The following is a 25278-nucleotide window of genomic DNA, read 5'->3' as shown; positions in this document are numbered from 1 at the left end:
TACTGGCGAACGCCCCCGCGTGAACCGACCATTATGGATTCACTGCACGATCAAGTCGAGATCATGGCGCGACAGCGGCTTCGGCGCCGATTCCGTGGTGAGGTAAGTGCGGCCAAGCGTCATTGCGCTCTCGGTCTCGGAGTCCATGATGATCATATGCGCGAACAGCGTCATATTGGGCGCGATCGGTTCCGTGTTGCCCTGGTAGAACATCGGCATGTCCATCCAGGACGGCGTGAAGCGGGCGCCGACCGAATAGCCGCAGGCATTCAGCCGATGCTTGGTCAGATTGTGCGCTTCGAGCGTGCGGGCATGGGCGTCGAAGACATCGCCGAACGTGTTGCCCGGCGTCATCGCTTTTTCGACCGCGAGCAGGGCGGCACGGGAAGCGTCGAACAATTCCTGGTGACGTTTCGATACCTTGCCGGTCAGCACGGTGCGCATCATGGGGGCATGATAGTGGTGGAAGACGCCGGCCCATTCGAGCGTCAGCTGGTCGTTCTTGGTAAGCTTGCGGCGACCGGCCTTGTAGCGGCAGAGCAAGGCATCGGCGCCGGAGCCGATGATGTACTCGTTGGCGGGATAGTCGCCGCCGCCGGCAAAGACCGCGCCCTGCATGGCGGCAAGGATGAGCCCTTCGTCGCCGCCTTGCTTGATCAGGGGCAGGGCGGCGTCCAGCGCGTCGTCGGAAAGATTGGCGGCCTTTTCCGCCTTGGCGATTTCGGCCGGGCTCTTGAACAGGCGCAGGCGGCCGACGATGCCGGAAGCATCGGCGATCTGGCCGAAGGTTTGCAATTGCTCGTCGAGGCGGCGGCCGTTGTAGGCGGTCAGGCCGTGGGTGTCGTATTCGACGCCGATGCGGGCGCCGAGCAGGTCGAGGTCGTTGAGCAGGTTGCGCAGGTCGATCGCCGGATTGGCGCCCTGACGATCGGTCCACAGCACGATGTTCTCGATGGTCGAGGTATGGCGCGCCTGCCTGAGATCGGCCGAACGGGTGAGCAGCACCATCGAACCGTCGGCCTTCACCACCAGGCACTGGAAGAAGCAGAAGCCGAACGTGTCGTAGCCGGTCAGCCAGTACATGCTCTCCTGTGCGAACAACAGCACCGCGTCGAGCTTCTTTTCGGCCATCTCGATCAGCAGCCGGTCGCGCCGCGCGTCGAATTCCGATCGTTCGAAATGCAGCGCCATTACTCTTTCTCCAAAACGATTGCCGAGACCTGCCGCCCGTAATCCGCTTCCTTGCGGTGGGTGGTGCGTCGGTAGGAATAGAAAAGGTCTTCTTCCGCGTAAGTGCAGCGGCCAAGGCCCTCGGCGGTCACGCCGGCCTTGCGCAGCCGGTCGACCGTATATTGGTTGAGGTCGAACATCGAGTGGCCGGCGGTCTTCGATGGCCCGAAATAGCGGTGGTTGTCGGCATCAGCCTCGACGAAGCGGGCGACGAATTCCGGACCGACTTCGTAATTGTCGGGGCCGATGGAAGGACCGAGCACGGCGACGATGCGCTCGCGGCGGGCGCCGAGATATTCCATGGCAAGGATGGTGTTCTCGAGCACGCCGGTGAAGGCGCCCTTCCAACCCGCATGGGCGGCACCGATGATGCGTGCGTCGGTATCGGCGAAGAGAACCGGCCCGCAATCGGCGGTCGAGGCGCCGATGGCGATGCCCGGACGGTCGGTGACGATGGCATCGGCCTTCGGGCGAGGGCCCGCGAAGGGTTCCCTGGCCACAATGACATCCGGCGAGTGGACCTGGTGCGCTGTCAACAGGTGATCGGCCGGCACGCCCATCCAGTCGGCAACGCGTCGCCGGTTCTCGGCGACCAGTGTCTGATCGTCGCTGGAGCCCGTGCCGATGTTAAGCCCCCGATAGATGCCGTCGGAGACGCCGCCGATGCGGGTGAAATAGCCGTGGCGCATGCCTTGCGCCTTTTCAAGCAGCGGCGAGCGTACTGGATCTGGTCTGGTCTGATTCAGCATGGTTGGGTTTGTCGTCCGTGCAAGGCGGTTTCGTCAAGGCGAAGTTCGGACGACAAGCAGGACCAGGCGGCAGGACGCGCCCGCCGGCTCAAGCCGCTCTCGTCGCCGGCAGGATCTTCATAACCTTGAAAAGCTCGCCCATCGCCTCGGGGCCGGCCAAGCGTTCGACCGCGTCGGAGATGGCTTGACGGGCTTGCTCATCAGCGTTCGCACCGAGCGCGCCGGCGCGCTCGATCAAACCCATGCCAAGCAGGAATTCTCCCTGTGTCGTCATCTCGACACGAAGCCCATGAGGATGGACCGCTGTCGCAAGGGCGGCGAAATCAACATGCGATGTGAGATCGGCCTCGCCGGGGCCGGCCAGCACGTCTTCACGCCAATGCCGGCGCAAGGCCTGCAAGGTGTCGCCGATGCCAGGCTGCAAATGGCCGTAGTCGATAAAGAGGCCCGCGCCGCCCTGGGCAGCGATGCGCGCCGCGATCGCCGACATCAGTGCTACACGGGCCGGCGCCACTTCGGCGATCGCGCCTTCAGGCGCGTTGGAGGCATCTTCGGGCAACAGCGTGGGGTCGAGCGAGCCCGCGCCGGCAAAGAAGCGCAGCTCGTCATTGTCGTCGAGGCCGACCACGCGCTCGCGCCAGCTTTCGCCGACATGCACGAACTGCCGGATCGGCACGGCGTCGAAGAGTTCGTTGCCGACGATGAACAGCGGCTGCCGCGGCAGCGTGTCGATGGTCTGATGCCAGTCCAGCTTTGCGTCTTGGCCGGCAAGCGTCTCTCTTTGGATTTCGACAAGGCGCGGGCTGGTCTCGATGAGGGCAAACGAGGCCTTGCCTATAAGTGCCCGGTCGAGCCGCGACCAGGTGCGCAGCATGTCCTTCATCAAGGTGCCGCGGCCGGGACCGATCTCGGCGAAGGTCGCGGGCAACGGCCGGCCGGCCTCTTGCCAGGCCCGGTAGAGCCAGACCGCGACGAGCTCGCCGAACATCTGGCTGATCTCGGGCGCGGTGATGAAGTCGCCGGCGGCGCCGAAGGGTTCGCGCGTCGTGTAGTAACCGGCGTCGGGATCGAACAGGCAGAGCGCCATATATTCGCTGACCGGGATCGGCCCCGTCGCGCCGATCAGGCCTTTGATGCGCTCATTCAGCCGGGTCATGCCGTCCGCGGTTGTGTCGTCGGCTTTGCGGTGACCATGGCCCAGATGCCGGCGAGCACCATCGGCGTGGACAGGATCATGCCCATGGTCAGCCAGTTGGTGCCGAGCAGGTAGCCGAGCTGTTGGTCGGGCTCGCGGAAGAACTCGACGAAGATGCGCGACAGGCCGTAGCCGCAGATGAAGGCGCCGCCGACGAAGCGCGGCGTTTTCAGCTTGAGGCGCGAATGGGTGAGGAAGCGCAGCACCAGGAAAAGCACGAGCCCTTCGAGCAGCGCCTCGTAGAGCTGGCTGGGGTGGCGGGTGAACGGGCCGCCATTGGGGAATTCAATCGCCCAGGGCACGTCTGACGGCCGGCCCCAAAGCTCCGAATTGATGAAGTTCGCGACACGGACCAGGCCCAGCCCAACCGGCACGCCGGCCGACACCACATCGAACAATGTCCAGGTGGGAATGCGGCGCCTGAGCGAGAACAGCGTCATGGCGAGGATAACGCCAAGCAGGCCGCCATGAAACGACATGCCGCCCTGCCAGACCGCAAAGATGTCGAGCGGATGCGCGATGTAGCGCGGCAGATCGTAGAAGAGCACGTACCCGGTGCGTCCGCCGAGCACGACGCCGATCGCCGCCCAGACGATGAAGTCGTCGAGGTCCTCGGGCTTCATAGGCAGGCGGCCGTCCGGCCAGAGGCGAGAATTGGTGACGAGGCGCTTGGCGTACCACCAGGCGAACAGGATGCCGACGATATAGCCGACGCCGTACCAGTGCACCGCGAGCGGCCCGATTTTGACGATGACCGGATCGATGTTGGGGAAGGGCAGGGAGGCCAGCGGCAGCAGGAAATATTCGCTCAAACTGGGGTCTCCCGGTTGCGGTCGTCTGTCGGGCGCGGACCATGCGGCAGGGTTTTGGCAGGGTCAAGGCAAGGTGGTATTGCCTTGATTGTCACAGAGGCGGTCTTAAACCGGTGGCTTGCCGACGACAATTTGCCTTAGAGCGTCGTTGATCCTGTCCTGCCAGCCGGGACCATCTTCCTGGAAGTGATCCAGCACAGCTCGATCGATCCTGATCGAAACAAGCTCTCTGACGTTTGGCGCGGTGGCGGGCTCGCGAATAGGGGTCGCCGGTTTTTTGACTGGCTTGAAGGCGGCTTCCGCGGCGGCCATCGGATTTGTCGGTCGGCGTGGGGGCGTTGCCATTGGTTACCCTGGACTGAAGAGCGCTGAAGCAATACGCAACACACTAGGCGATCGGGCGCCCTCAAGTATAGTCTGGGGCGCTTGCGGAGCTTTGCATAAGGCAATCCACCGCCATGCGCCATAGCAACGCACAGGACGCATCAACCCTTAACGTTCTTGCATTCCGCGGCGCTCGCCACTACGTCAAAGCGACAAAGCGAGGATCTGCCATGTCGACCGGACCGAACCGCATTCTCGATGAATTCGCAAAGATCATGACCGATGCCGCGGGTGCCGCGCAGGGCGTGCGTCGCGAAGTGGAGACTGCGTTCCGGGCTCAGGCCGAGCGCATGCTGAACTCCATGGATATCGTGCAGCGCGAAGAGTTCGAGGCCGTTCGCGAGATGGCGGTCAAGGCGAGGGAAGACAACATCCAGTTGGCGACGCGCGTCGAGGCGCTCGAGGCCAAGCTTGCCGAACTGACCGGACAAGCCGCACCTACGGGTGCCGCAAAGCCCCGCGCAAAAAAATAATCGTTAAACTTTTCCACATAGCGCGATCCGAAAAATCGCTTTGCCGTGAATCGCTTACCGGCATTGCATGAATCTCCGTGACAGCCACCTTTCCACATGCGGATGACGCAGTGCGAAAAATTGGGCTGTTCACGCGACTCCCGATCAATAGACTGAATTTGTTGCATGATTCGAAGCAGGGTCATGCGCCGGGCGGTGGGGTCCGGTTGGGTCTTTGCGTTGGAAAGTCCTGGCCGTCCGAGTTCTAGACAAGATTGTTCGTCGTGTGTGCCCCGCGGAGCGTGCGGCGCTCCCCTGAACACAGGAAGCATTCATGGAACTCCTCGAACTCGAATTCTCCCGCGAAATCCACCCGGTGGATGTCATCGAGCAGGTGGCCCACAACAACGACTGGTCCTTCGAGCGTGCCGGCGACGACGAGATTTCGATTTCGGTGGCCGGCAGCTGGACCGACTACCACGTCTCCTTTTCCTGGATGGAGGATTTCGAGGCGCTGCATCTGGCCTGCGCCTTCGACATCAAGGTGCCGGAAACGCGCGCGCTGGAAGTGATGCGGCTGTTGTCGCTGATCAACGAACAGATGCTGTTCGGTCATTTCGATCTGTGGGAACAGGAAGGCGCGATCATGTTCCGACAGTCGCTGCTGCTTGCCGGCGGGGTCGAGCCTTCGAGCCAGCAGGTCGAGGTGCTTCTGTCGTCGGCGCTAGAGGCATGCGAATGCTATTTCCAGGCCTTCCAGTTCGTCGTCTGGTCGGGTACATCGGCCAAGGACGCGCTATCCAGCGTGCTCTTCGAGACCCATGGAAACGCCTGAGCCAGGCCGATATCGCCGATGAGTTCCAGTAGCGAGCGCAAGCCCGAGATCAGCTTTGCCGATTTCGACCGTATCGACATCCGTGCCGGCACGATCGTCGAGGCCGAGCCGTTTCCGGAGGCGCGCAAGCCGGCGATCAAGCTGAAGATCGATTTCGGTCCGGCGATCGGGGTGAAGAAGTCGTCAGCGCAAATCACGAAATACTACGCGCCGGAAACGCTGATCGGCCGCCAGGTCTTCGCGGTGGTCAATTTCCCGCCGCGCCAGATCGGCCCGTTCATGTCGGAGGTGCTGACGCTCGGCTTTCCCGATGAAGAAGGCGCGGTCGTGCTCGGCGCCATCGAACGCAAGGTGCCGGACGGTGGGCGTTTATTCTAGGACGAGTCTGGGACGACCTGGCGCCAGCTGATCCTGACCGGCGCGCTTGCTTGGCATTCCCAGCGCTTCGTCGACCACGTCGAGAAACATTTCGGCGCAGGCCTGCCAGCTGTAGCGCATCGCGCGCTGGCGTGCCTCGGCGCGGTCGACGTGAAGCGCCTTCATCGCCGCCTCGCCCAGATCGTTCGATACGGCCCCCCCGACGCCGTCGCCGACAATGTCGATCGGTCCGGTCACTGGATAGGCGGCGACGGGCGTTCCGCTGGCCAGCGCCTCGATGATGACGTTGCCGAAGGTGTCGGTGCGGCTCGGGAAGACGAAGACGTCGGCCGACGCATAGCTCTCGGCCAGTTCGTCGTTCGGGCGGTGGCCGAGGAAATTCGCCTTGGGATAGCGCGCCTTGAGTTTTGCCAGCTCCGGTCCTTCGCCGACGATAACCTTGCTGCCTGGCAAATCGAGATCGAGGAAGGCGGTCAGGTTCTTTTCGATCGCGACACGGCCGACGCACAGGAAAACCGGGCGGGGGAAGCCGGTTTCCTTGCGCTTGTCGGGCCGGAAATGGTCGGTGTCGACGCCGCGCGTCCAGGGCCTCAGCTTGTTGAAGCCACGCGCCGCGAGATCGTCCGCCAGCGATTGCGTGGCGACAAGCGTGCCCTGTCCGGAATTGTGGAAGTCGCGCAGCCAGTTGTAGGCCCAGCTCTCCGGCACCGGCAGGCGGGCGCTGAGATATTCGGGAAAGCGTGTGTGGTAGCTGGTGGTGAAGGGGCGGCCGATCCTTCGGCAATGGCGGCGCGCCATGATGCCGAGCGGACCTTCGGTGACGATGTGGATGTGGTCGGCCTTGGCGGCGTCGATCATACGCGCGACATGGCCCGGCGTCGTTAACGCGAGCCGGATGTCGGGATAGGTCGGCATCGGCAAGGTGCGAAAGAGGTTCGGCGTCAGGAAATCGAGCTCGACGTCGAAGGGCTTCAGCGCCTCGGTGAGGCGTTCCAGCGTGTGCACCACGCCATTGACCTGGGGCCGCCATGCGTCGGTGACCATCAGGATACGCATGGCGATCCCGATGCGTATGACGGCCCTTTGCCGCGGTAGTTCCTGGTCGCGCCGGCATGGTGCCGGAACGGCAGCCAGGCAGCAGCTCGCGCTTCGCTCCAGCGCACCCGGGCGGGCACGGGATCGAAGCGGGGCGGCAGGGCCGAATCAACGAAGGTCGCGCGCTTCATGCGCGCTCTTGACCATGATTTCATGACGGGCGGATGAAGCCTGTCTGACCGGGTTTACGCGGGCACCTTGATGACAGCGCGCAGGCCGCCGAGCGGGCTGTCCTCGAGACCGATGTCGCCGCCGTGGCTGCGGGCGATGTCGCGGGCGATCGATAGGCCAAGTCCGGTGCCGCTGGCGTCGAGGTTGCGCGCCTCGTCGAGCCGCAGGAAAGGCTTGAAAACCTCTTCGCGCTTGTCGGGCGCGATGCCGGGGCCGTCGTCGTCGATGGTGACGATGAGCGAGCCGCGGCCGTGATTGGCGTGGACCTCGACGGTCTTGGCATAGCGGAAGGCATTGCCGATGACGTTCGAAAGCAAGCGGGCAAAGGCGTTCGGCCGCACATGCACGGCCGGATCGCCGGTCAGCGTCGTCGTAAGCTTGCACTTGCGCAATTGCGCTTCCTCGCCAAGCTTCTGGAAATAGGCCTTGAGGTCGAAACGGCCGGTGTCTTCCGCAGCCTCGCCACGGGCAAAGGAAAGATAGCCTTCGAGCATCGACTGCATGTCGTCGATGTCCTGGTTCAGCGCGGCCTTGGTCTCGGACTTGCCGCCGGCCAGCGCCAGCTGCAGCTTGAACCGAGTGAGGATGGTTCGAAGATCGTGGCTGACGCCCGTCAACATGGCTGTGCGCTGCTCTATCTGGCGTTCGATACGCTCACGCATCTGGATGAAGGCGAAACCCGCTCGGCGAACCTCCTCGGCGCCGCGCGGACGGAAATCGCGCGGCATTGGCCGGCCCTTGCCGAAACTCTCGGCGGCCTCGGCGAGCGTCAGGATCGGCCTGATCTGATTGCGCAGGAAGGGAATGGCGATCATCAGCAGAACCAACGAGGTGCCGACCATCCAGATCAGGAAGATGTGGGTGTTCGAGGCATAAGCCTGGCTGCGCCGCACGAAGACGCGCAGCACCTTGCCTTCGAGCTGGACGCGAACCTCGACGACATTCGAGTTGCCGACAGTGTCGATCCAGAAGGGACGGTTGATCTGCCTGGTGATCTCCGACGACAGCGCCTCGTCGAGGATCGAGAAGAACGGTTTGGGGCCTGGCGGCGGCAGCGGATCTGGCGGTAGCAGATCCACCTTCAACTGCATGCGGTCCTGGGCGATGCGGATGATGTTGGCGTAGTCAGCGTCGTGCGGATAGGTCTCCATCATGTCGATGACGGCCGCTATGTCCGAAATAGTCGCCTGCGACAGGCGCTGGGTGACCGTCTGCCAATGGCGTTCCATGAAAACGAAGGCGACCACCGACTGCAGCAGGATCATCGGCGCGATCACGATGATCAGCGAGCGGGCATAGAGCCGCTTCGGCATGTAGAGCGCGACAAGGCGCCAGAACCGGTTCCAGGCGCGCGGCATCGCCTTCAGCGTTCGCAGCGCGAGATCGCCGAGGCCGTCTCCTTTCGGCTTGTCCAGTTGCGTGGTCGCCATTCGCCCTTCCGCTTGTCGATGGCCTGTTCAGCAAAGGGCCTTCGACGGTAACTTATTCGACGCTGAGCCGATACCCAATACCGCGCACCGTCTGCAGCCACACCGGATTGGACGGATCGCGCTCGATCTTGCGGCGCAGCCGGTTGATCTGCACGTCGATGGTGCGCTCGCCGACATCCGATTCATCGCCCACCAGCTCATGGCGCGGTATGGTCTCGCCCGCCCGCGCGGCGAAGATCGCGAGGATCTCCTGCTCGCGATCGGTCAGCTTAAGCGCCTCGCCGCCGCGCTTCAATTCGCGCTTGGCGATCTGGAACGTGTAGGGCCCGAACACCAGCTGCTCCACCTTCGGCGTCGCCGCCGGGCCGCCACGGCGCAGGATGTTGTTGATGCGCAGGATCAGCTCGCGCGGATCGAACGGTTTCGGCAGGTAGTCATCGGCGCCGGCTTCCAGCCCGGTGATGCGGCTGTCGGTCTCGGACAGCGCCGTCAGCATCAGGATCGGCACGTTCTTGTCGGCGCGCAGCGCCTTGGTGAGGTCGACGCCGGTCTCACCCGGCATCATGACATCGAGCACCAAAAGGTCGAAGTCGAGGCCGGCGAGCTTGCGCCTGGCCTCGCCGGAATTGCCGGCCACGGTGACGCGAAAGCCGTTCTCGGACAGATACTGCTTGAGCAGGTTGCGGATACGCGTGTCGTCATCGACAACCAGAAGATGCGGCGCGTCATCGTCGGGCGCTGCCGGATGATCAACCTTCTCAATGGTCTCCATGGTTCTTCCCCGATGTTTGCGCAGGCACAATGTCGATCTGCGCTCTTAGTTCCGGATTGACCATCGCTTCCAGGAAGCGCTCGATCGTGGCGCGTTCGGTGGCTCCGGAATCCTCCAATGCCGCACGGATGCGGCGCGACTGTGGCCGCGCCAACGCCAAGGCCAGCGCGCGACCCTTGGCGGTCGGGTAGAGTTCGCGCTGCCGGCGGTCGCGCGGACCCTGCACCTGGACGATATGGTCGGTGTCGATCAACTGCTTCAAAACCCGCGCGAGGCTCTGCTTGGTGATCTTCAGCACATCGAGCAGTTCGGCGACGGTGAGGCCCGGCCTGCGGTTGACGAAGTGCAGCACGCGATGATGGGCACGGCCGAAGCCGTAATCGGCCAGGATCTGGTCCGGATCGGAGGTGAAATCGCGATAGGCGAAGAAAAACAGTTCGATGATGGCGAAGTCGATGCCGTCCTCATCGGCGATCGCCGTCCTGATCGGTTTACCGGCTGCGGGGCTCGTCATCATTTCTCCGTGCGAGGCGGGAATTATGTCAGTACTATTGACGTAATTTCCGGGCAATGATAATTTTTGACAAGCTTTTCGGCGGATTGCGAACGAAAAGGCAAGGGGAAGCCGTTTTTCCGGAACTTCCTGAGTTTGCCACGGATTGAATATCCGCCTACGCTTTCAGGCATTGGCCAGTGTTTCGGATCCTGTGGCGGTGCCGGTACAAAAGGCTTTAAAACAAACGATTTGCGGGCTCTCGCCCGCGGGAGGTTTCCATGGCATCTATTCCCTTCGATCAATTGGACGGCTTCATCTGGATGAACGGCGAGTTCGTCAAATGGGCCGACGCCAAGATCCATGTGCTGACCCATGGCCTGCACTATGCCAGCGCCGTCTTCGAGGGCGAGCGCGCCTATGGCGGCCAGATCTTCAAGCTGACCGAACATAATGAGCGCCTGCATGAATCGGCGCGCCTGCTCGGTTTCAAGATTCCCTATCCGGTCGCCGAGGTCGACGAGGCCTGCCGCACGCTGTTGAAGAAACAGGGTTTCCAGGACGCCTATGTGCGCCCGATCGCCTGGCGCGGCAGCGAGCAGATGGGCGTTTCGTCACAGAACAACCGTATCAACTGCGCCATCGCCATCTGGCAGTGGCCGAGCTATTTCGACCCCGCGCAGAAGCTCAAGGGCATCCGCCTCGATGTCGCCGAATGGCGCCGGCCCGATCCGCGCACCGCGCCCTCCAAGTCGAAGGCCGCAGGCCTCTACATGATCTGCACGCTGTCCAAGCACGCCGCCGAGGCCAAGGGCTACGCCGACGCCATGATGCTCGATTGGCGCGGCCAGGTGGCGGAGGCCACCGGCGCCAACATCTTCTTCGTCAAGGACGGCAAGATCCATACGCCCACGCCCGACTGTTTCCTCGACGGCATAACCCGCCGCACGGTGATCGGCCTGGCGAAGGATCGCGGTTTCGAATTGATCGAGCGCGCCATCATGCCGGAGGAACTCGAAGGTTTCGAGCAGTGCTTCCTCACCGGCACCGCCGCCGAGGTCACGCCGGTTTCCGAGATCGGTCCATACCGATTCGAGGTCGGCGAGATCGCCAAGACGTTGATGAACGACTATTCCGCCGCCGTGCAGCCGAAGCACGCGATCGCCGCAGAATAGCGATAGTCACAGCTTTTTTGTGCAACAGGGGCGGTTTTCGTGCCGCCCCTTTTATTTAAGCGCCCGCGCATTTGACTTTCAAACAATTCGGCGTCTCATGATGGCGTCGGCCCGAGGAGGCTGGCGGCTATGGAGGGACTAGTTACATGGACAGCAACACGATTATTCAGATCGTTGTACAGGTAATTGCCGGCGTTATCGGTGGCCAGGCGGTTGGCGCGGCGTTGAAGCAGGCGGCGATGGGCCAAGTCACCAAAATCCTCGGCGGTGCGATCGGCGGCGTCGGCGGCGCGGCCATTCTCGGCAGTTTGCTCGGCGGCGGCGGTGTTGACGCGGCAGCGGCGGCGGGCGGCATCGGCAGCGCGCTCGACTTGAAGAACCTCCTCGGCGGTGTTGGTGGTGGCGCGATCCTGACCGGCATCATCGGCGCGGTCATGAATGCGATGAAGAAATAGGTCCGGTTCTTTCGGACCTTTGCCATGGGCGGCCTCGGCCGCCCATTCCTTTTGGAACGAGGCTGGCGGCCTCGGCCGCCCATTCCTTTTGGAACGAGGCTGGCGGCCTCGGCAGCCCATTCCTTTTGGAACGGGGCTGGCGGCCTCGGCCGCCCATTCCTTTTGGAACACGGCCGGCGGCCTTGGCCGCGCATTCCTTTTGGAGCAGGGCCGGTGGCCTCGGCCGCGCATTTCCTCCCGAAGTTCGGACAATGGTGGACGAGGCTCGCCGGGCTGTCTACATCAGGCGACACTTCGAAGGAAACGCGGTGGGGAAAGGAAAGCCATGGGTCAGCTCAATGCCGGCATCGTGCCGGTCACGCCCTTCCAGCAGAACTGCACCATCCTGTTCGACATGGACGACAGAGACGGCGTCGTCGTCGATCCCGGCGGCGATGTCGACAAAATACTGTCGGCGCTGAAGGACAATGCCATCACCGCCAGCGCGATCTGGATCACGCACGGCCATATCGACCACGCCGGCGGCGCGATGGAACTGAAGGATGCGCTCGGCATCGACATCATCGGCCCGCACGAGGCCGACAAACCACTGCTTGCCAATCTCGAGAAGCAGGCCAAGCGCTTCGGCCTCACCGAGCCGGTGCGCAATTGCGTGCCGGACCGTTTTCTGACCGAAGGCGAGGTCGTGTCCTTCGGCGGCCATCAGTTCGAGGTGCTGCATTGCCCGGGGCATGCGCCGGGCCATGTCGTCTACTACAACCGGGCGGCCAAGTTCGCGCATGTCGGCGACGTGCTGTTCCGGGGTTCGATCGGGCGCACTGATCTGCCCGGCGGCGACCATGCCGCGCTGATCGCCTCGATCAAGGACAAGCTTCTGCCGCTTGGCGACGACATCGGCTTCATCTGCGGCCATGGCCCGGGCAGCCGCTTTGGCGACGAGCGGCGGACCAATCCGTTTCTGACCTGACCTCGCAGGCAAAGAAAAAGCGCCGCTGGAGGCGGCGCTTTTTCCCGGGGCAGGGAACCCTGGGTTTTCTTAATTGGCAACGCAGAAATGCTGGGCGCCATCATTGCCGGTGAAGGTGCCGGTGCGCGAATTGAAGCTGCGGTAGCGATCCGAGCAATACTCGTACCAGCCGCGGGTCCACGGTTCGGCGTAGCGGTCGGCATAGACGACACGCGGCTGCTGCACGTAGTAGCGCCGCACCGGCCGGTCGACATAATAGTCGTCACCATACGTGGGTTCGTAATAGCGCGGCCCGGGGTTGCTCAGCGCGCTACCGATCAGAGCGCCGGCCGCGAGGCCGACAACGCCGGCGGCGAGGGCGTCGCCACCGTGGCTACGATGATGATGGTGCCAGCGCCAGTCGTCGGCATTGGCCGCCGAGAAGGTGGCCAAGGTGGTCGCGGCAATGCCAACACCCAGGATGGCGGTCTTGAGAAAGCGGTTCATTTTCGGTCTCCTTCGCGCCGGCCCGCGCATTTTTTCGGGGGATACGGACCGGCTTTAGCAAAGGTTAATAGAAGACCGTGGCTGAACGGAGGCTGAACGGAAGTCGGCGCAAACGATTTTTCGTGGCTTGCCGATTTTCAAGCCCGGACGACTTTTGGAGCCTGGGCGACTTTTTTGAAGCCGGAACGACTTTTCCGGACCTGGGCACAATCCACTCCGGGCGGGAGCGGTCCCGCCTGAAAGGCCTCCGTCGGATCCGTCGTAAACCGGCTTAGCCGATCGACAGATTGACGGCCTTCGGACCCTTGCCGCGCTTGTCCGGCTCGGTGTCGAATGTCACTTTCTGCCCATCCTCAAGACCGGGAAGGCCCGACGCCTGCACAGCCGAAATATGGACGAAGACATCCTTCGCGCCATCATCGGGCGTGATGAAGCCGAAACCCTTGGCATGGTTGAAGAATTTGACGGTGCCGGTCTGCGGCATGGGAAACTCCTTTGATCCCATCAAGTCAAGTTTCGGGCCGGCAAACTGCCCGAGAGGAAATTTGTCCTTTATTTTAGCGCTATCGGCAAGAGAAAGTTTTCGCCTGCCGATCCAAGCATTTGCGCGCAAAAAAGGCGCGACCGTCTCGGTCGCGCCTTCGCAATTTCAGGCCTGTCCAGAACCCGCTTCATGATCCTGCCGCACCATTGCATCCGCAAGGATAAGGCTGTTCCGGCGATCAGGCGGCGCGCAGGTTGACCGCCTTCGGGCCTTTGCCCATGCGGTCCGGCTCGACGTCGAAGGTGACCTTCTGGCCGTCGACCAGCGTGCGCAGGCCTGAGGCCTCGATCGCGGAAATGTGGACGAACACGTCCTTGGCGCCACCATCCGGCGTGATGAAGCCGAAGCCTTTGGTGGCATTGAAGAACTTTACGGTACCGGTCTGGGCCATTGGGGAAACTCCTTCACCCGTGTCGTGTCAGTCTTGTGGTTCGCCCGCTGCCTCGCGCCTCGGGCAAATCCCGGTGGTTGCTTCGGCGGTCATGCATTCGCGCATGGTCAAACCCCCCGCCGAAAAACGGGGTTGTCAGAGATTCACACTTGTCGGGGAAAGGTCGTCCAAAACGTTCCGCTCTCCGGGTCGCAAATGCCCGAACATGATTTTTATTACACGGAAACGTGATGCTTGCAAGACGACGCTCGCGGGCGGCCCGCGGCGCGTCCAACGCTGGGGCCTCGATAGACCCGGCCTCGTCACCGGTCATCGGCCAGAGACGAGCCAAGCATGGGCCAGCATGAGGGCGGCGACCATGGGTCGTGCGCTCCACAAACGATGGTTGCGTTTAGCGCGCAGGATGCGAGGATATCGTGAGCCCGCATCACGCGTCGGGATGGAGGAGGGACATATGCGGTTTCTTGCAGTCTCGCGACAGGGCGTCGTCATTTTCATGCTGTCCGCGCTGCTGGCCGCCTGTACCGTCGTCGTCGACGATGGGCCGCGCCTGCGGCCGCCTCGGCCGCATCCGCAGCTCTGCACCATGCAATACGAACCGGTCTGCGCGCGGCGCGGCGGCGACCGCCAGACCTTCGCCAATGCCTGCATGGCCGAAAGGGAAGGCTACCGCATCGTGCGCGACGGTCCTTGCCGCGATGGCGGTGGCGGCGGGGAGCAGACGTTCTGCACGCGCGAATACGCCCCGGTCTGCGCCAGGGGACATGGGCAGGTGCGCACCTTCCCGAACGCATGCGAGGCCCGCGCGGCGGACTATCGCATCGTCGGCGACGGGCCGTGCTGAGAAAGCCGCGGTGTCCATCCGCGCAAATGGACACCGCGACGCGCGCTGACGCTTTGTCTTGAATCTCTTGCCCGCATGGCTTAGGTCCGGCGGACCAACAAATACGGCAGGTTTCCCATTAGCAAAGATCACAGAAGAGCGGCAAACGCCGGCGGCAGGCCAGGTGGCTCGGCCAGCCCGCTCGACCCGTATGTGCAAAAGGCGCTGCAACTGCATCAGGCGGGGCGCCGCCAGGAGGCCGAGGCGCTCTACCGGCAGGTCCTGGGGCAGCAGCCGAACCATGCCGCCGCGCTGCATTTCCTCGGATTGCTGCTGCACCAGACCGGCAGGAGCGAGGAAGGGCTCGATCTCATCGAGCGGTCGGTGACGCTGCAACCCGAGAATGCCGACTTCCTCAACAATATGGGCACGGTCATGCGCGACCTCGGGCGCGTTGCCGCCGCGATCGATTTCTTCCGCGGCGCGGTCGATATCCGGCCCGACCAACTGGCCGCGCGCGACAATCTCGGTTCGTCGCTGACGCAGCTCGGGCAGTTCGACGCCGCCGAGGAGATCTATCGCGGCACGATCGGCCGCAACCCGTTCCATGTCCGCGCGCGTGTCGGTCTCGCCGAAACGCTGCAGGAAGCCGGGCGGCTGGACGAGGCGATCAAGCTGTTCCGCGAGGCGCTGTCGATCCGGCCGAAGGACGCCGAGCTGCTCTACGGGCTGGGCGTCGCGATGATGGAGAAGGGCAAGCTTGACGAGGCAACCGATCTCGCCCGCCAGGCGCTGGCGATCGCCCCGAACATGGCGAAGGCCTGGCTGCTGCTCACGCAGGTCAAACGCCAAACCGAGCGCGACAAGGAGCTTTCCGGCATGGAGGCCGAGCACGCCAAGGCGCCGCAGGGCAGCCTCGCGCGCATGCAGCTTTCCTTCGGCCTGGGCAAGGTCAATGACGACCTCAAGGACTATGGTCGCGCTTTCGACTATTTCGCCGAGGGCAATGCCATCCGCCGCAAGGCGATCGACTATGATCCCGCGCGCACACGCGGCGAATTCGAGGCGATGAAGGCGGCCTTCGACACAGCCTTCTTCGAAAAGCACAAGCCAAGTGGCATTTCCGACGACACGCCGATCTTCGTCGTCGGCATGCCGCGTTCCGGCACCACGCTGGTCGAGCAGATCATTGCCAGCCACAGCCAGGTCCTTGGCGCCGGCGAGTTGAACATCCTGAAGACGGCCGTCGGCAAGCAGTTTCCGATGAACATGCCGGGCGGCTTCCCGGCCGGTATCGCCGACATGCCCGACAAGGCGTTCGCCGAAGCCGGCCAGGCCTATCTCGATATGCTGCAAAGCCGCTATCCGGGGTACCGCCATGTCACCGACAAGATGCCCGGCAACTTCCTTCTGGTCGGCTTCCTGCACATGATGCTGCCGAAGGCCAAGATCGTCCATTGCGCGCGCGACGCGGCGGCCACTTGCCTGTCGATCTTCAAGGTGCATTTCCGCGGCGACGGCCATCGCTACGGCTATGATCTCGGCGAGCTCGCCGATTTCCATAACCTCTACACCGACATCATGGCGCATTGGCGCAAGGTGCTGCCGGGCGTCGTGCACGATGTGCGCTATGAGGATTTCGTCGCCGACCAGGAAGGGCAGACACGGGCGCTGATGGCGCATCTCGGCCTGCCCTGGGACGACAAGGTGCTGTCGTTCCACGAGACGGACCGACCGGTGCGTACCGCATCGGCGGCGCAGGTGCGCCAGCCGATGTATCACGGCTCCGTCGATCTGTGGAAGCGGTACGGGGATCGGCTGAAGCCGCTGCTGGATAAGCTAGCGTAGCAGGGCGAAGCCTCTCAGCTTTGTCATAGGATGACGAAACGAAGGGCCGAGTTCCTCAAAGCTCCACGAACGGCTGGAAGCCGCCGAAGATCATGCGCTTGCCGTCGAACGGCATGGCAGACCAGTCCATCTTGAGGCGCTCATCGGCCATCACCTTGGCCATGACCGCGTCGCGGCTCTGTCTGGACTCGTAGACGACCCAGGCGAAGATGACGATCTCGTCGTCCTTCGCCTGCACGGCGCGCGGAAACGACGTCAGTTCGCCATAGGGCACGTCGTCGCCGACGCATTCGACATAGGCGAGCGCGCCGTGCTCCTTCCAGACGGCGCCGGCGTTCTTGGCCATTTTCTTGTACGCATCGAGATTTGCCTTCGGCACGGCGAGCACGAAGCCATCGACATAGGACATGGTGGACTCCTTGGTTGGGCGTGGCTTTCCCTTCTCCCCCTGTGGGAGAAGGTGGATCGGCGCGCAGCGCCGAGACGGATGAGGGGTGCTCCAGCTTGGCGCCAAGCTTACCCCTCACCCGGATTGCCAGCTGAATTGCGAAGGGCAATTCGGGGCAATCCGACCTCTCCCACAGGGGAAGAGGCAGACGGTCTCACTTCACCGGCGCGTTCATCGCCCAGGCGACGCCGAAGGGGTCTTTCACCTGGCCCCAGCGGTCGCCCCAGAACATCACCTGCAGCGGGGTGACGACTTCGCAGCCGGCATCGACCGCGCGCTTCCACCAGGCATCGATATCGTCGCCGCCGAGATGGAGCTGCAGCGTGTAGCCCTGCGCCGCCTGATGCGGATGGCCGTGCTCGGGATAGGCATCGCCCAGCATCAGCGTCGAGCCGTTGACGTAGAGATGGATGTGCATGGTGCGGCCCTTGTCGTCCGGCGGATAGGCGAACACTTCCTCCGCGCCGAAAGCCTTCTTGTAGAATTCGGCGGCCTTGATGGCGCCGTCGACCTGCAGGTAGGGGGTCAATCCGCCAAGGACCTTGGCGCGGGGCGGTGTCTGGTCGTTCATTCTCGTGTTCCTCTTCACGGGGTTGATCTGGCCACCCAAGGACGGACGAACCGGCGGCGATCCTACATGCCTCCCGAAAATTTCTTAAAGGACCGGTTCCCGGCGGCCCGGGCGACCGGAGAACAATCGCATTGGATATGCCACTTTATATGACCTTCGCCGAGAAAGTGGCGGCACGGCGGCTTTCCCGCGTCCCGAAAATCTCCGGAAAGCCGATGTCCTTGCGCAACTCGGCGGGCAGCGAAAGCAGGATGCGCTCGCTGCGATGACGGGCACGCGCCGCGGCATACCGGTTGGCGAGGCGGCCGATGGATGACAGTACCGACATGTTGGTTCTCCCTGGTTGATGCCGGCATCACCGTGTCGGCATCCCAAGGACGAGGTGGCAACAGGCGATCCGACAGATCGCCTCAATCTTTTTCAGAACACCGACGCCGCCAGCGCGGTGTCGTAATATTCCACCATCTCGATGATCTCGCCGTCGCGCACCGTCCAGAAATTGGCGGTGCGCATGATGAACTCCTCGCCGGTGGCGCGGCGTGTCATGTAGATCTCGACCTGCGCGGCGACCTTGTCGCCGCCGTCGATGATCTCGACCGGGACGAAGTGCCGGTATTCGAAGTCATCGTCGAGCGCCAGGAGCCTGGCGAGGAATTCCTGCTTGCCATGCGCGGTGCCGGCATGACGCGATTGCCGGGGATCGGCAATCCAGCGGAACACGACATTCTCGGCGCACTGCGACAAGGCGCCCTCGATGTCGCGGTCCGCATAGGCTTTGTAGAGATTGCTGACGATTTCCACTGCACGCATGGCCCGTCCCCTCCATGGCTGAGCAATTCAAGATGCTCCTTTTTTAGCAGATGGGAAAGTATTGTCGGGCCGCGAGCAAAGCCTGCCGGACGGCATTGCTTCGAATGCCGGTCCGGCAGATGTATCGTCTCAGTTCGGCGTTTCGGCGACGGAGCGGAAGAACGCTTCCGGGTCGTCGACTTCGGTCAGCCGCCGCCTGTCGATCAGCCAGAAGCGATTGCCCACGGCGCGGATGAAGGAGCGGTCATGCGAGGCAAGCAGGCAGCTCGCCTGATGCTTCAGCAATTCGTCCTCCAACGCTTCCTGACCGTCGATGTCGAGGTGGTTGGTCGGCTCGTCGAGCAGATAGAAATTGGGGTGGATGAGCCGCAGTACCAGCATCATCAGTCTCGACTTCTGTCCGCCGGACAGAAGGCCGATCTTCCGCTCCTGCATCTCGATGGCGACGCCGGCCCCGGCGAGCAGCGAACGGGCACGCTGCTCGCCGATATCGAAGCGGCGCGAGAGCATCGCCAGCGGCGTGTCGTCGCCATCGATGCCCGACAACGCCTGATCGCTGTAGCCGAGCGCGATCGAGGGCGTCACCTTGACGGTCGCGACCGAACCCGGCTCGGCGATAGCGTCGCGGATCATCGCGATGAAGCGTGTCTTGCCGACGCCGTTGCGGCCGAGCAGCACGATGCGATCGTCTTGGCAGATATGGCGCTTGCCGATCCTGAACAGCAGCGTGCCGTCGGGCATTTCGACCGCCGCGTCCTCCAGCGTGATCAGCACCTTGGCGTGGGTGCCGCGGTTGGCGAGCCGGATCGCGCCGGCCGAGCGTTCGCGATGCGCGGCCACGACTGCATCTTCCAGCTTCACCGCCCGCTCCTTGAGCTGCCTGGTCTTCACCGTCAAAAGGTCGCTGCCGGAATTGATGCCGATATTGTTCAGCTTGGCGGCCTGCTTGCGCAGCTGCTGGGCGATTTTCATGTCGCGCTCGAACTTCCGCGCCGTCGCCGCATCGACCCCGTCGAGGGCCTGCCTGGCGCGCGAATACGGCAAGGCGAACACCGGTGAGTCCTCCGGACGCAGGAACAGTGTGCGGTTGGTGGTGGCGTCGAGGAAGGCGCGGTCGTGGCTGGCGATGATAACCGGCACCTCGCGGGGCAACGCGTTGAGCCATGTCTCGAGTCGGCTGATCCTGGCAAGGTCGAGATGATTGGTTGGCTCGTCGAGCAGGAGCACGTCCGGATCGGTGACCCAGACGCGCGCGATCAGCGCCAGCCGCTGCCAGCCGCCGCTCAGGGCGCGCATTCTCCGCTCGCGCATGTCCTCCGGCACGTCGAGCGAATCCAGCACCACGTCGATCCGCCAGAGCTCGCTGTCGCGCTGTTCGGGCGGCAAAGCATCGGCGACGACGTCATGAAAGCTGCGGTCGAGCAGCGCGTCGGGGACGGATTGCTCGACATGGCCGACGCGCAAGCCGCGCGAGCGGGTGATGTCGCCGGTGGTGGCTTCGAATTCGCCGGCCAGGCATTTGAGCAAGGTGGACTTGCCGCGGCCGTTGGCGGCGACGATGCCGAGCCGGTCGCCGGCGCCGATGGTGAGGTCGAGATTGGAGAAGAGCGGCGCACTCATGGTGACGCCGAGGGATTTGAGGCTGATCAGGGCCATTTCGATTTCTCTGGTCTTGCCGGAATACGGCTCAGTGCACTTTGACGGTGCGCGCGCCGGCCATCAGGCTCGGCGTTGCGCACCATGAAGGGCAGACCAAAAAATCGAGGCGGGAAAACCCGGACCGTCCCTGGTCAGCCCTGCAAGCAAGCTCGCAGGGCAGAAATCGGGCCACGCTGACGATGGTGATCGAAAAACACGCAGCCCTCCTTTCAGAACGTTTGAGTTGAGGGCTTGGCTACACCAGGGGAGGGGAGATGGCAAGATCTCCGCCCGCTTCGACAAGCGGCGGGCCAGCAAGCTGTCGCCAAATTATCTTGCGCCTGCTGTCGACATCCACCAGAAATCGCTCAAACGGATATTTGGTGAAACGAACGGATTTCTCTGATGCACGGCAAAGAACCACTCTATCGCCGGGTGAACACTAGAACCCATGGCGTTCGCCACGGAGGCAGCGACTACAAGTTTTCCCGGCATATAAAGAAACAGGACAAGACAAGCCGTGGCTCGATGCACGGCGAAAAGCAGCACGGCCTCGACTACACGCCGCTATTTAGATTCCTACTTTCAAAAGTTGGCCAAGACTGGGCCGAAGTCCACAACCAAGCGGTGGCGAGGCTGGATCGGCAAGACCCAATCTATTGGATGGTCGCTGTCATCGAGGCCGAAAGGAAACCGTTCGTCCGCATTGGAGAAAATTCATATTACAGCGGCCTGTATGTCGATGAGGACAATCGATTGGCGCTCGTCGATCCGGGCCTCAGGCTGGAAGACATGAGGCCCAGCTGCTCCTGCTGTACGCACACGTTCAATGGCAAGCCATTTGTTCGAGAATACGAACCAATCTAAGGCTACCTCCCCGGCCGTCCTGTCTTGCTTGGCAGGCGCTTCTGACGGCGCTCGTCCGCAGGATCCTCGTAGGAGCCGATGCCGGCGCGCTGGCGGACGATGGGTTTGTCGCCGCGTTCCTTCGCGCCCCCCTCTGTCCTGCCGGACATCTCCCCCACAGGGGTGGAGATCGGCTGCGGCTTAGCCGGCTTCTTGCCTTCGACGGGCTTCTCGGTGCGGCGCACCGTCATCTCGTCAAGCGAGTTCTTGCGGAACAGCGGTTTGCTGCGGTCGCCGGGAATGCCGAAATCGGAACCATGCGCTTCCTGCGCGCTCTGCTTCTTGAACAGCGAACGCGAGACGGCGCCGGCCGGGGTCGCCATGTCGGTGCCGGGGCCCATGTCGTCGATCGACGGCTTGGCGAAAAGCGGCTTCTTCACCGGCACGGCACCGTCGGCGCCCATCTCGTCGAGATGCGGCTTGCGGAACAGGTTGGGCCGGGCAGCTTTGGCCGCTTCCTCGGCGGCACGCGCTTCATCGAGCTTGCGGAAACGCTCCTGCTCCTCGACCGTACGATGCTTGGCGACGCCCTTGTTGTGCTTGCCCTTTTCGCGGCCCGATGCAGGACTTTGCCCTTCCACCTCGCGCGCCAGCGGATCGTCGGAGATGGCGAGCTCCATCTCGCGCAGCCGCTTGATCTCGTCGCGGACGCGCGCCGCCTTCTCGAAGTCGAGATTGGCGGCGGCATCGCGCATCTGCTTGTCCAACGCCTCGAGATGGGTCTTGAGGTTGTTGCCGATCATCGCCCCGGCATCGTCGGTGAACTGCGAGATGTCGGCGCGGACATGGTCCTTCTCGTAGACCGAGTCGAGGATGTCGGCGATGCGCGACTTGACCGATTCCGGCGTGATGCCGTTGGCGAGATTCCACTCCATCTGCTTCTCGCGGCGGCGGTTGGTCTCGGCCATCGCCCGCTCCATCGAGCCGGTGATCTGGTCGGCGTAGAGGATGACCTTGCCATCGACGTTACGGGCGGCGCGGCCGATGGTCTGGATCAGCGAGGTTTCAGAACGCAGGAAACCTTCCTTGTCGGCATCGAGAATCGCTACGAAGCCGCATTCGGGAATGTCGAGGCCTTCACGCAAGAGGTTGATGCCGACCAGCACGTCAAAGGCGCCCAGACGCAGATCGCGCAGGATCTCGATGCGCTCCAGCGTGTCGATATCGGAATGCATGTAGCGGACGCGGATGCCGTTCTCGTGCAGGTATTCGGTGAGGTCCTCGGCCATGCGCTTGGTCAGCACTGTGACCAGCGTGCGGTAGCCGGCCCTTGTCGTGTCGCGGATCTCGCCGACGACGTCGTCGACCTGGCTCTTGGCCGGACGCACCTCGACCGGCGGGTCGATCAGGCCGGTCGGGCGGATGACCTGCTCGGCGAAGACGCCGCCGGACTGGTCGAGTTCCCAACTGCCCGGCGTCGCCGAAACCGCCACCGACAGCGGGCGCATGGCGTCCCATTCCTCGAAGCGAAGCGGCCGGTTGTCCATGCAGGAAGGCAGGCGGAAACCGTACTCGGCCAGCGTCGCCTTGCGGCGGAAGTCGCCGCGATACATGCCGCCGATCTGCGGCACGGTAACGTGGCTTTCGTCGATGAAGACCAGCGCGTTGTCGGGAATGTATTCGAACAAGGTTGGCGGCGGATCGCCCGGCTGGCGTCCGGTTAGATAGCGCGAATAGTTTTCGATGCCGGCGCAGGAACCGGTCGCCTCAAGCATCTCCAGGTCGAAGCGGGTGCGCTGCTCCAGCCGCTGCGCCTCCAGCAGGCGGCCAGCCTTTTCAAGCTCTTGCAAGCGAAGCTTGAGCTCTTCCTTGATAGACTTGATGGCTTGATTCAAGGTCGGGCGCGGCGTCACATAGTGCGAATTGGCGTAGATCTTGACGCTTTTCAGCTCGCCGGTCTTCTGGCCGGTCAGCGGGTCGAACTCGGTGATGGACTCGATCTCGTCGCCGAACATCGAGATGCGCCAGGCGCGGTCTTCTAGGTGGGCCGGGAAGATCTCGATGGTGTCGCCGCGCACGCGGAAGGAGCCGCGGACGAAATTGATGTCCTGGCGCTTGTACTGCTGGGCGACGAGATCGGCGAGCAGGGCGCGCTGGTCGAGCCGGTCGCCGATCTGCATCTGGAAGGTCATCGCCGTATAGGTCTCGACCGAGCCGATACCGTAAATGCAGGACACCGAGGCGACGATGATGACGTCGTCGCGCTCGAGCAGCGAACGCGTCGCCGAATGGCGCATGCGGTCGATCTGCTCGTTGATCGAGGATTCCTTTTCGATGAAGGTGTCGGTCCGGGGCACATAGGCCTCCGGCTGGTAATAGTCGTAGTAGGAGACGAAATACTCGACCGCGTTTTCGGGGAAGAATTTCTTGAACTCGGCATAGAGCTGCGCGGCCAGCGTCTTGTTGGGCGCCAGGATCAGGGCAGGACGCTGCGTTTCCTCGATCACCTTGGCCATGGTGAAGGTCTTGCCCGAGCCGGTGACCCCGAGCAGCACCTGGGTGCGGTCGTTGCTGCCGACGCCTTCGACGAGATCCTTGATCGCGGTCGGCTGGTCGCCGGCCGGCTCGAAATCCGACACCATCTTGATGGCGATGCCGCCTTCGGATTTTTCCGGGCGCTCGGGGCGGTGCGGCGTCCAAAGCACGCCGTCCTTGTGCAGGGGATTGCCGGATTCGATCAGTGCCGACAGTGCTGCCACCGTGGCGGTTACGCCGCTGGACGTCATCGTCTCGGCTTCTTCCAGCGAGACGTCGAGGCCGGCGATCGGATTGAGGCCGGCCGCGGTGCGCTCGCGCGCCGACGCAGCACCCCCCATCGAGGTGCCGCGCGCCGTGCGGCCGGGCGCCGACGAGCGCTCGGGGATCTTCTTCGGGACTTTCGCCTTCGGCTGCTTTTCCGCCTCGCGCTCAATCTGCCCGGCCCAATCGGAGATCGAGCCGGTCAGCGGCGCGCCGGAAAAGTCGGCCTGCGGCGCCTCGTCAAAACCACCGGGCTTCAGCGGCTCGGCGGCATCGAGGAATTCCGTCAGCGGACTGCGCCGCTTCGGCGCGTCATCTTGCGCCGGCGAAGGCGTCTTCTTGTCAGGATGTCTGGCCATGACCGGAATATGGGTGGACTCGGCCGAAATGGAAAGAGCCGAGTGAAACGGCGCCGGCCGCGCGCGGACGCTGCTGACAGAAGGCTGTCAGGAGAGGCATCATGGCGTAGTGAGCCGGAGATCGCTGGCGTCCGCTGTCGCGGTCGAGGCAAGCGCCGCGGCGACGGCGGCGGCGCGGCGGGCCTTCGGTCCGTCCACCGGCCAGACCAGACGGCGCCTGATGGTCAATGCCGGAACCTCGCCGGCAATCTCGACGATCTGACCGGAGCGGAAATGCTCCCTCAGCACCAGTTCGCTGGCAAGCAGCGCGCCCATGCCGGAGATCGCGGCATGCGCGGCCAGCACGGTCAAGGGGAACCGGGGTCCGTGGTCGATGTTCTTGCGCTGTCGGCCGGCGGCGGTGAACCAGTTCTCCCATGTGGGATAGACGTCGTCGCCCATGGTCTGATCGATATGCAGCAGAGGCAGGCGGTCGAGCATCCCGGCGCCGTCCCGGTCGGAGCGGTTCCCGATCAACGCCGGGGCGCATGCCGGGACTACCCTTTCGGTGAAGAGCTCGGCCGAAGCGAGATATTTCGCCGAGCTGTTGCGGTAGCTGATGGCGAGGTCGATGCCTTCGTCCAGCATCGAATCCAACGCGATCGACACGACGACGCGCACATCCAGCCTGCCGAGAGCCGCGCGAACATTGCCAAGGCGCGGCGCCAGCCAAAGCGAGGCGAAGGACGGATCGGCCGCGACGGTGAACGTATCGGCGCGGCGCTCGAAACGCAGCCGCCGCAGCCCGGACGCCAGCGCGTCGAACCCACGGTCGATGTCGGGCAGCGCCGCTTCGGCGATGCGCGTGAGCGCGATGCCGTTGCCCTCGCGCCTGACCAGCTTGACGCCAAGCCGATCCTCCAGCTGCCGCAACTGATGGCCGACGGCGCCCGGCGTGACACCGAGCTCGTCGGCGGCGCGCGTGAGACTGCCGGTGCGCGCGGCGGCGGCCAGCGCCCGCAAAGCCGACAAAGGGAGGTCGTGAAGAAACGTCATGGATTGAGCTTACCTCAAAACTTGTGAAAACAAACTCGTTTGCAGGAAAAGCGGCCGCCACCCTACCGTTGTTGAAGACAACTCAAT

At 63.4% G+C, this 25278-nt stretch carries 28 protein-coding genes; 9 read left to right on the top strand and 19 right to left on the bottom strand.

Annotation, left to right across the window (positions count from 1 at the left end):
• Window positions 1-39 precede the first annotated feature (39 nt).
• The 5 genes from FJW10_RS07260 to FJW10_RS07240 all read right to left on the bottom strand — a co-directional run bounded on the left by FJW10_RS07260 (window position 40) and on the right by FJW10_RS07240 (window position 4331).
• On the bottom strand, window positions 40-1191 hold the full coding sequence (locus tag FJW10_RS07260) for a Xaa-Pro peptidase family protein (RefSeq protein WP_140653371.1): 1152 nt from the start codon (window positions 1189-1191) through the stop codon (window positions 40-42).
• A complete protein-coding gene (gene pgeF / locus FJW10_RS07255; RefSeq protein ID WP_140782358.1) occupies window positions 1191-1979 on the bottom strand; it encodes a peptidoglycan editing factor PgeF in 789 nt (262 codons plus the stop codon). Before pgeF ends, FJW10_RS07260 begins: the two co-directional genes overlap by 1 nt.
• An 88-nt stretch (window positions 1980-2067) precedes the next feature.
• The gene (locus tag FJW10_RS07250) at window positions 2068-3135 is read right to left on the bottom strand and encodes a class I SAM-dependent methyltransferase (RefSeq protein WP_140899477.1); all 1068 of its coding nucleotides are present in this window, start codon (window positions 3133-3135) and stop codon (window positions 2068-2070) included.
• The gene (gene lgt / locus FJW10_RS07245) at window positions 3132-3986 is read right to left on the bottom strand and encodes a prolipoprotein diacylglyceryl transferase (protein ID WP_140899475.1); all 855 of its coding nucleotides are present in this window, start codon (window positions 3984-3986) and stop codon (window positions 3132-3134) included. Before lgt ends, FJW10_RS07250 begins: the two co-directional genes overlap by 4 nt.
• Before the next feature lie 105 nt (window positions 3987-4091).
• On the bottom strand, window positions 4092-4331 hold the full coding sequence (locus tag FJW10_RS07240) for a BrnA antitoxin family protein (protein WP_140899473.1): 240 nt from the start codon (window positions 4329-4331) through the stop codon (window positions 4092-4094).
• Window positions 4332-4540: 209 nt separating this feature from the next.
• Here FJW10_RS07240 and FJW10_RS07235 point away from each other — a divergent pair, with 209 nt between their 5' ends.
• From FJW10_RS07235 to FJW10_RS07225, 3 genes are all read left to right on the top strand, one after another.
• Complete coding sequence (locus FJW10_RS07235; RefSeq protein WP_140647557.1) at window positions 4541-4843, top strand: accessory factor UbiK family protein; 303 nt, start codon at window positions 4541-4543, stop codon at window positions 4841-4843.
• 313 nt (window positions 4844-5156) lie between these two features.
• Window positions 5157-5657, top strand: a complete 501-nt coding sequence (locus FJW10_RS07230) for a YbjN domain-containing protein (RefSeq protein ID WP_040989643.1) — start codon at window positions 5157-5159, stop codon at window positions 5655-5657.
• Window positions 5658-5675: 18 nt separating this feature from the next.
• A complete protein-coding gene (locus FJW10_RS07225; RefSeq protein ID WP_140703890.1) occupies window positions 5676-6035 on the top strand; it encodes a tRNA-binding protein in 360 nt (119 codons plus the stop codon).
• Here FJW10_RS07225 and FJW10_RS07220 read toward each other — a convergent pair.
• The 4 genes from FJW10_RS07220 to FJW10_RS07205 all read right to left on the bottom strand — a co-directional run bounded on the left by FJW10_RS07220 (window position 6027) and on the right by FJW10_RS07205 (window position 10017).
• Complete coding sequence (locus FJW10_RS07220) at window positions 6027-7091, bottom strand: glycosyltransferase family 1 protein (protein ID WP_246674144.1); 1065 nt, start codon at window positions 7089-7091, stop codon at window positions 6027-6029. The genes FJW10_RS07225 and FJW10_RS07220 overlap by 9 nt on opposite strands.
• A 224-nt stretch (window positions 7092-7315) precedes the next feature.
• Window positions 7316-8731, bottom strand: a complete 1416-nt coding sequence (locus FJW10_RS07215) for an ATP-binding protein (RefSeq protein ID WP_140827947.1) — start codon at window positions 8729-8731, stop codon at window positions 7316-7318.
• A gap of 52 nt (window positions 8732-8783) precedes the next feature.
• Window positions 8784-9503, bottom strand: coding sequence for a response regulator transcription factor (locus FJW10_RS07210; protein ID WP_140827952.1), 720 nt, complete (start codon window positions 9501-9503; stop codon window positions 8784-8786).
• Window positions 9490-10017 (bottom strand): MarR family transcriptional regulator, encoded by a 528-nt coding sequence (locus tag FJW10_RS07205; RefSeq protein ID WP_042647466.1) that lies wholly within the window; start codon window positions 10015-10017, stop codon window positions 9490-9492. The genes FJW10_RS07210 and FJW10_RS07205 overlap by 14 nt, the downstream gene beginning before the upstream one ends.
• 260 nt (window positions 10018-10277) lie before the next feature.
• Here FJW10_RS07205 and FJW10_RS07200 point away from each other — a divergent pair, with 260 nt between their 5' ends.
• From FJW10_RS07200 to FJW10_RS07190, 3 genes are all read left to right on the top strand, one after another.
• Entirely contained in the window at window positions 10278-11171 is an 894-nt protein-coding gene (locus FJW10_RS07200) for a branched-chain amino acid aminotransferase (protein ID WP_140899471.1), read from the top strand.
• A gap of 146 nt (window positions 11172-11317) precedes the next feature.
• Window positions 11318-11626, top strand: a complete 309-nt coding sequence (locus FJW10_RS07195) for a hypothetical protein (protein ID WP_140647552.1) — start codon at window positions 11318-11320, stop codon at window positions 11624-11626.
• 325 nt (window positions 11627-11951) lie between these two features.
• A complete protein-coding gene (locus tag FJW10_RS07190; RefSeq protein ID WP_140899469.1) occupies window positions 11952-12593 on the top strand; it encodes an MBL fold metallo-hydrolase in 642 nt (213 codons plus the stop codon).
• A gap of 69 nt (window positions 12594-12662) precedes the next feature.
• On the opposite strand, the gene FJW10_RS07185 is transcribed toward FJW10_RS07190, so the two are convergent.
• The 3 genes from FJW10_RS07185 to FJW10_RS07175 form a co-directional block, all read right to left on the bottom strand.
• Window positions 12663-13079, bottom strand: a complete 417-nt coding sequence (locus FJW10_RS07185) for a BA14K family protein (RefSeq protein WP_140899467.1) — start codon at window positions 13077-13079, stop codon at window positions 12663-12665.
• A 271-nt stretch (window positions 13080-13350) separates the two neighbouring features.
• On the bottom strand, window positions 13351-13563 hold the full coding sequence (locus tag FJW10_RS07180) for a cold-shock protein (protein ID WP_006202521.1): 213 nt from the start codon (window positions 13561-13563) through the stop codon (window positions 13351-13353).
• A 238-nt stretch (window positions 13564-13801) separates the two neighbouring features.
• A complete protein-coding gene (locus tag FJW10_RS07175) occupies window positions 13802-14014 on the bottom strand; it encodes a cold-shock protein (RefSeq protein WP_006202520.1) in 213 nt (70 codons plus the stop codon).
• A gap of 454 nt (window positions 14015-14468) precedes the next feature.
• Between FJW10_RS07175 and FJW10_RS07170 the strand changes: the two genes are divergently transcribed.
• Together FJW10_RS07170 and FJW10_RS07165 are read left to right on the top strand one after the other, a co-directional pair.
• Window positions 14469-14858: a Kazal-type serine protease inhibitor domain-containing protein gene (locus FJW10_RS07170; RefSeq protein WP_140899465.1), complete on the top strand. Its 390-nt coding sequence runs from the start codon at window positions 14469-14471 to the stop codon at window positions 14856-14858.
• Window positions 14859-15050: 192 nt separating this feature from the next.
• Window positions 15051-16685, top strand: coding sequence for a tetratricopeptide repeat-containing sulfotransferase family protein (locus FJW10_RS07165; protein ID WP_140899463.1), 1635 nt, complete (start codon window positions 15051-15053; stop codon window positions 16683-16685).
• Window positions 16686-16740: 55 nt separating this feature from the next.
• On the opposite strand, the gene FJW10_RS07160 is transcribed toward FJW10_RS07165, so the two are convergent.
• From FJW10_RS07160 to FJW10_RS07140, 5 genes are all read right to left on the bottom strand, one after another.
• Window positions 16741-17094, bottom strand: coding sequence for a DUF1428 family protein (locus FJW10_RS07160; protein WP_140899461.1), 354 nt, complete (start codon window positions 17092-17094; stop codon window positions 16741-16743).
• 193 nt (window positions 17095-17287) lie between these two features.
• Complete coding sequence (locus FJW10_RS07155; protein ID WP_140647546.1) at window positions 17288-17704, bottom strand: glyoxalase/bleomycin resistance/extradiol dioxygenase family protein; 417 nt, start codon at window positions 17702-17704, stop codon at window positions 17288-17290.
• Between the two features lie 145 nt (window positions 17705-17849).
• Entirely contained in the window at window positions 17850-18032 is a 183-nt protein-coding gene (locus tag FJW10_RS07150) for a hypothetical protein (protein WP_140899459.1), read from the bottom strand.
• A gap of 92 nt (window positions 18033-18124) precedes the next feature.
• Window positions 18125-18514, bottom strand: coding sequence for a nuclear transport factor 2 family protein (locus FJW10_RS07145; RefSeq protein ID WP_140827974.1), 390 nt, complete (start codon window positions 18512-18514; stop codon window positions 18125-18127).
• A gap of 129 nt (window positions 18515-18643) precedes the next feature.
• The gene (locus FJW10_RS07140; protein WP_140899455.1) at window positions 18644-20170 is read right to left on the bottom strand and encodes an ABC-F family ATP-binding cassette domain-containing protein; all 1527 of its coding nucleotides are present in this window, start codon (window positions 20168-20170) and stop codon (window positions 18644-18646) included.
• 387 nt (window positions 20171-20557) lie between these two features.
• Here FJW10_RS07140 and FJW10_RS07135 point away from each other — a divergent pair, with 387 nt between their 5' ends.
• On the top strand, window positions 20558-21019 hold the full coding sequence (locus FJW10_RS07135) for a hypothetical protein (RefSeq protein ID WP_140899453.1): 462 nt from the start codon (window positions 20558-20560) through the stop codon (window positions 21017-21019).
• Window positions 21020-21021: 2 nt separating this feature from the next.
• On the opposite strand, the gene uvrB is transcribed toward FJW10_RS07135, so the two are convergent.
• Entirely contained in the window at window positions 21022-24156 is a 3135-nt protein-coding gene (gene uvrB / locus FJW10_RS07130; RefSeq protein ID WP_140899451.1) for an excinuclease ABC subunit UvrB, read from the bottom strand.
• Between the two features lie 99 nt (window positions 24157-24255).
• The gene (locus FJW10_RS07125; protein ID WP_140899449.1) at window positions 24256-25191 is read right to left on the bottom strand and encodes a LysR substrate-binding domain-containing protein; all 936 of its coding nucleotides are present in this window, start codon (window positions 25189-25191) and stop codon (window positions 24256-24258) included.
• Between the last annotated feature and the right edge of the window lie 87 nt (window positions 25192-25278).

Origin of the sequence: Mesorhizobium sp. B4-1-1, assembly GCF_006439375.1 — a bacterium.
Classification (GTDB): domain Bacteria; phylum Pseudomonadota; class Alphaproteobacteria; order Rhizobiales; family Rhizobiaceae; genus Mesorhizobium.
This window is presented reverse-complemented; position numbering and strand designations above follow the sequence as displayed.

What these genes read in the sequence shown, in the direction of transcription:
- FJW10_RS07260 (WP_140653371.1), bottom strand. Translation starts at nt 1,191, where the DNA reads ATGGCGCTGCATTTCGAACGATCGGAATTCGACGCGCGGCGCGACCGG.
- pgeF (WP_140782358.1), bottom strand. Translation starts at nt 1,979, where the DNA reads ATGCTGAATCAGACCAGACCAGATCCAGTACGCTCGCCGCTGCTTGAA.
- FJW10_RS07250 (WP_140899477.1), bottom strand. Translation starts at nt 3,135, where the DNA reads ATGACCCGGCTGAATGAGCGCATCAAAGGCCTGATCGGCGCGACGGGG.
- FJW10_RS07240 (WP_140899473.1), bottom strand. Translation starts at nt 4,331, where the DNA reads ATGGCAACGCCCCCACGCCGACCGACAAATCCGATGGCCGCCGCGGAA.
- FJW10_RS07235 (WP_140647557.1), top strand. Translation starts at nt 4,541, where the DNA reads ATGTCGACCGGACCGAACCGCATTCTCGATGAATTCGCAAAGATCATG.
- FJW10_RS07230 (WP_040989643.1), top strand. Translation starts at nt 5,157, where the DNA reads ATGGAACTCCTCGAACTCGAATTCTCCCGCGAAATCCACCCGGTGGAT.
- FJW10_RS07225 (WP_140703890.1), top strand. Translation starts at nt 5,676, where the DNA reads ATGAGTTCCAGTAGCGAGCGCAAGCCCGAGATCAGCTTTGCCGATTTC.
- FJW10_RS07220 (WP_246674144.1), bottom strand. Translation starts at nt 7,091, where the DNA reads ATGCGTATCCTGATGGTCACCGACGCATGGCGGCCCCAGGTCAATGGC.
- FJW10_RS07215 (WP_140827947.1), bottom strand. Translation starts at nt 8,731, where the DNA reads ATGGCGACCACGCAACTGGACAAGCCGAAAGGAGACGGCCTCGGCGAT.
- FJW10_RS07210 (WP_140827952.1), bottom strand. Translation starts at nt 9,503, where the DNA reads ATGGAGACCATTGAGAAGGTTGATCATCCGGCAGCGCCCGACGATGAC.
- FJW10_RS07205 (WP_042647466.1), bottom strand. Translation starts at nt 10,017, where the DNA reads ATGACGAGCCCCGCAGCCGGTAAACCGATCAGGACGGCGATCGCCGAT.
- FJW10_RS07200 (WP_140899471.1), top strand. Translation starts at nt 10,278, where the DNA reads ATGGCATCTATTCCCTTCGATCAATTGGACGGCTTCATCTGGATGAAC.
- FJW10_RS07195 (WP_140647552.1), top strand. Translation starts at nt 11,318, where the DNA reads ATGGACAGCAACACGATTATTCAGATCGTTGTACAGGTAATTGCCGGC.
- FJW10_RS07190 (WP_140899469.1), top strand. Translation starts at nt 11,952, where the DNA reads ATGGGTCAGCTCAATGCCGGCATCGTGCCGGTCACGCCCTTCCAGCAG.
- FJW10_RS07185 (WP_140899467.1), bottom strand. Translation starts at nt 13,079, where the DNA reads ATGAACCGCTTTCTCAAGACCGCCATCCTGGGTGTTGGCATTGCCGCG.
- FJW10_RS07180 (WP_006202521.1), bottom strand. Translation starts at nt 13,563, where the DNA reads ATGCCGCAGACCGGCACCGTCAAATTCTTCAACCATGCCAAGGGTTTC.
- FJW10_RS07175 (WP_006202520.1), bottom strand. Translation starts at nt 14,014, where the DNA reads ATGGCCCAGACCGGTACCGTAAAGTTCTTCAATGCCACCAAAGGCTTC.
- FJW10_RS07170 (WP_140899465.1), top strand. Translation starts at nt 14,469, where the DNA reads ATGCGGTTTCTTGCAGTCTCGCGACAGGGCGTCGTCATTTTCATGCTG.
- FJW10_RS07160 (WP_140899461.1), bottom strand. Translation starts at nt 17,094, where the DNA reads ATGTCCTATGTCGATGGCTTCGTGCTCGCCGTGCCGAAGGCAAATCTC.
- FJW10_RS07155 (WP_140647546.1), bottom strand. Translation starts at nt 17,704, where the DNA reads ATGAACGACCAGACACCGCCCCGCGCCAAGGTCCTTGGCGGATTGACC.
- FJW10_RS07150 (WP_140899459.1), bottom strand. Translation starts at nt 18,032, where the DNA reads ATGTCGGTACTGTCATCCATCGGCCGCCTCGCCAACCGGTATGCCGCG.
- FJW10_RS07145 (WP_140827974.1), bottom strand. Translation starts at nt 18,514, where the DNA reads ATGCGTGCAGTGGAAATCGTCAGCAATCTCTACAAAGCCTATGCGGAC.
- FJW10_RS07140 (WP_140899455.1), bottom strand. Translation starts at nt 20,170, where the DNA reads ATGGCCCTGATCAGCCTCAAATCCCTCGGCGTCACCATGAGTGCGCCG.
- FJW10_RS07135 (WP_140899453.1), top strand. Translation starts at nt 20,558, where the DNA reads ATGCACGGCAAAGAACCACTCTATCGCCGGGTGAACACTAGAACCCAT.
- uvrB (WP_140899451.1), bottom strand. Translation starts at nt 24,156, where the DNA reads ATGGCCAGACATCCTGACAAGAAGACGCCTTCGCCGGCGCAAGATGAC.
- FJW10_RS07125 (WP_140899449.1), bottom strand. Translation starts at nt 25,191, where the DNA reads ATGACGTTTCTTCACGACCTCCCTTTGTCGGCTTTGCGGGCGCTGGCC.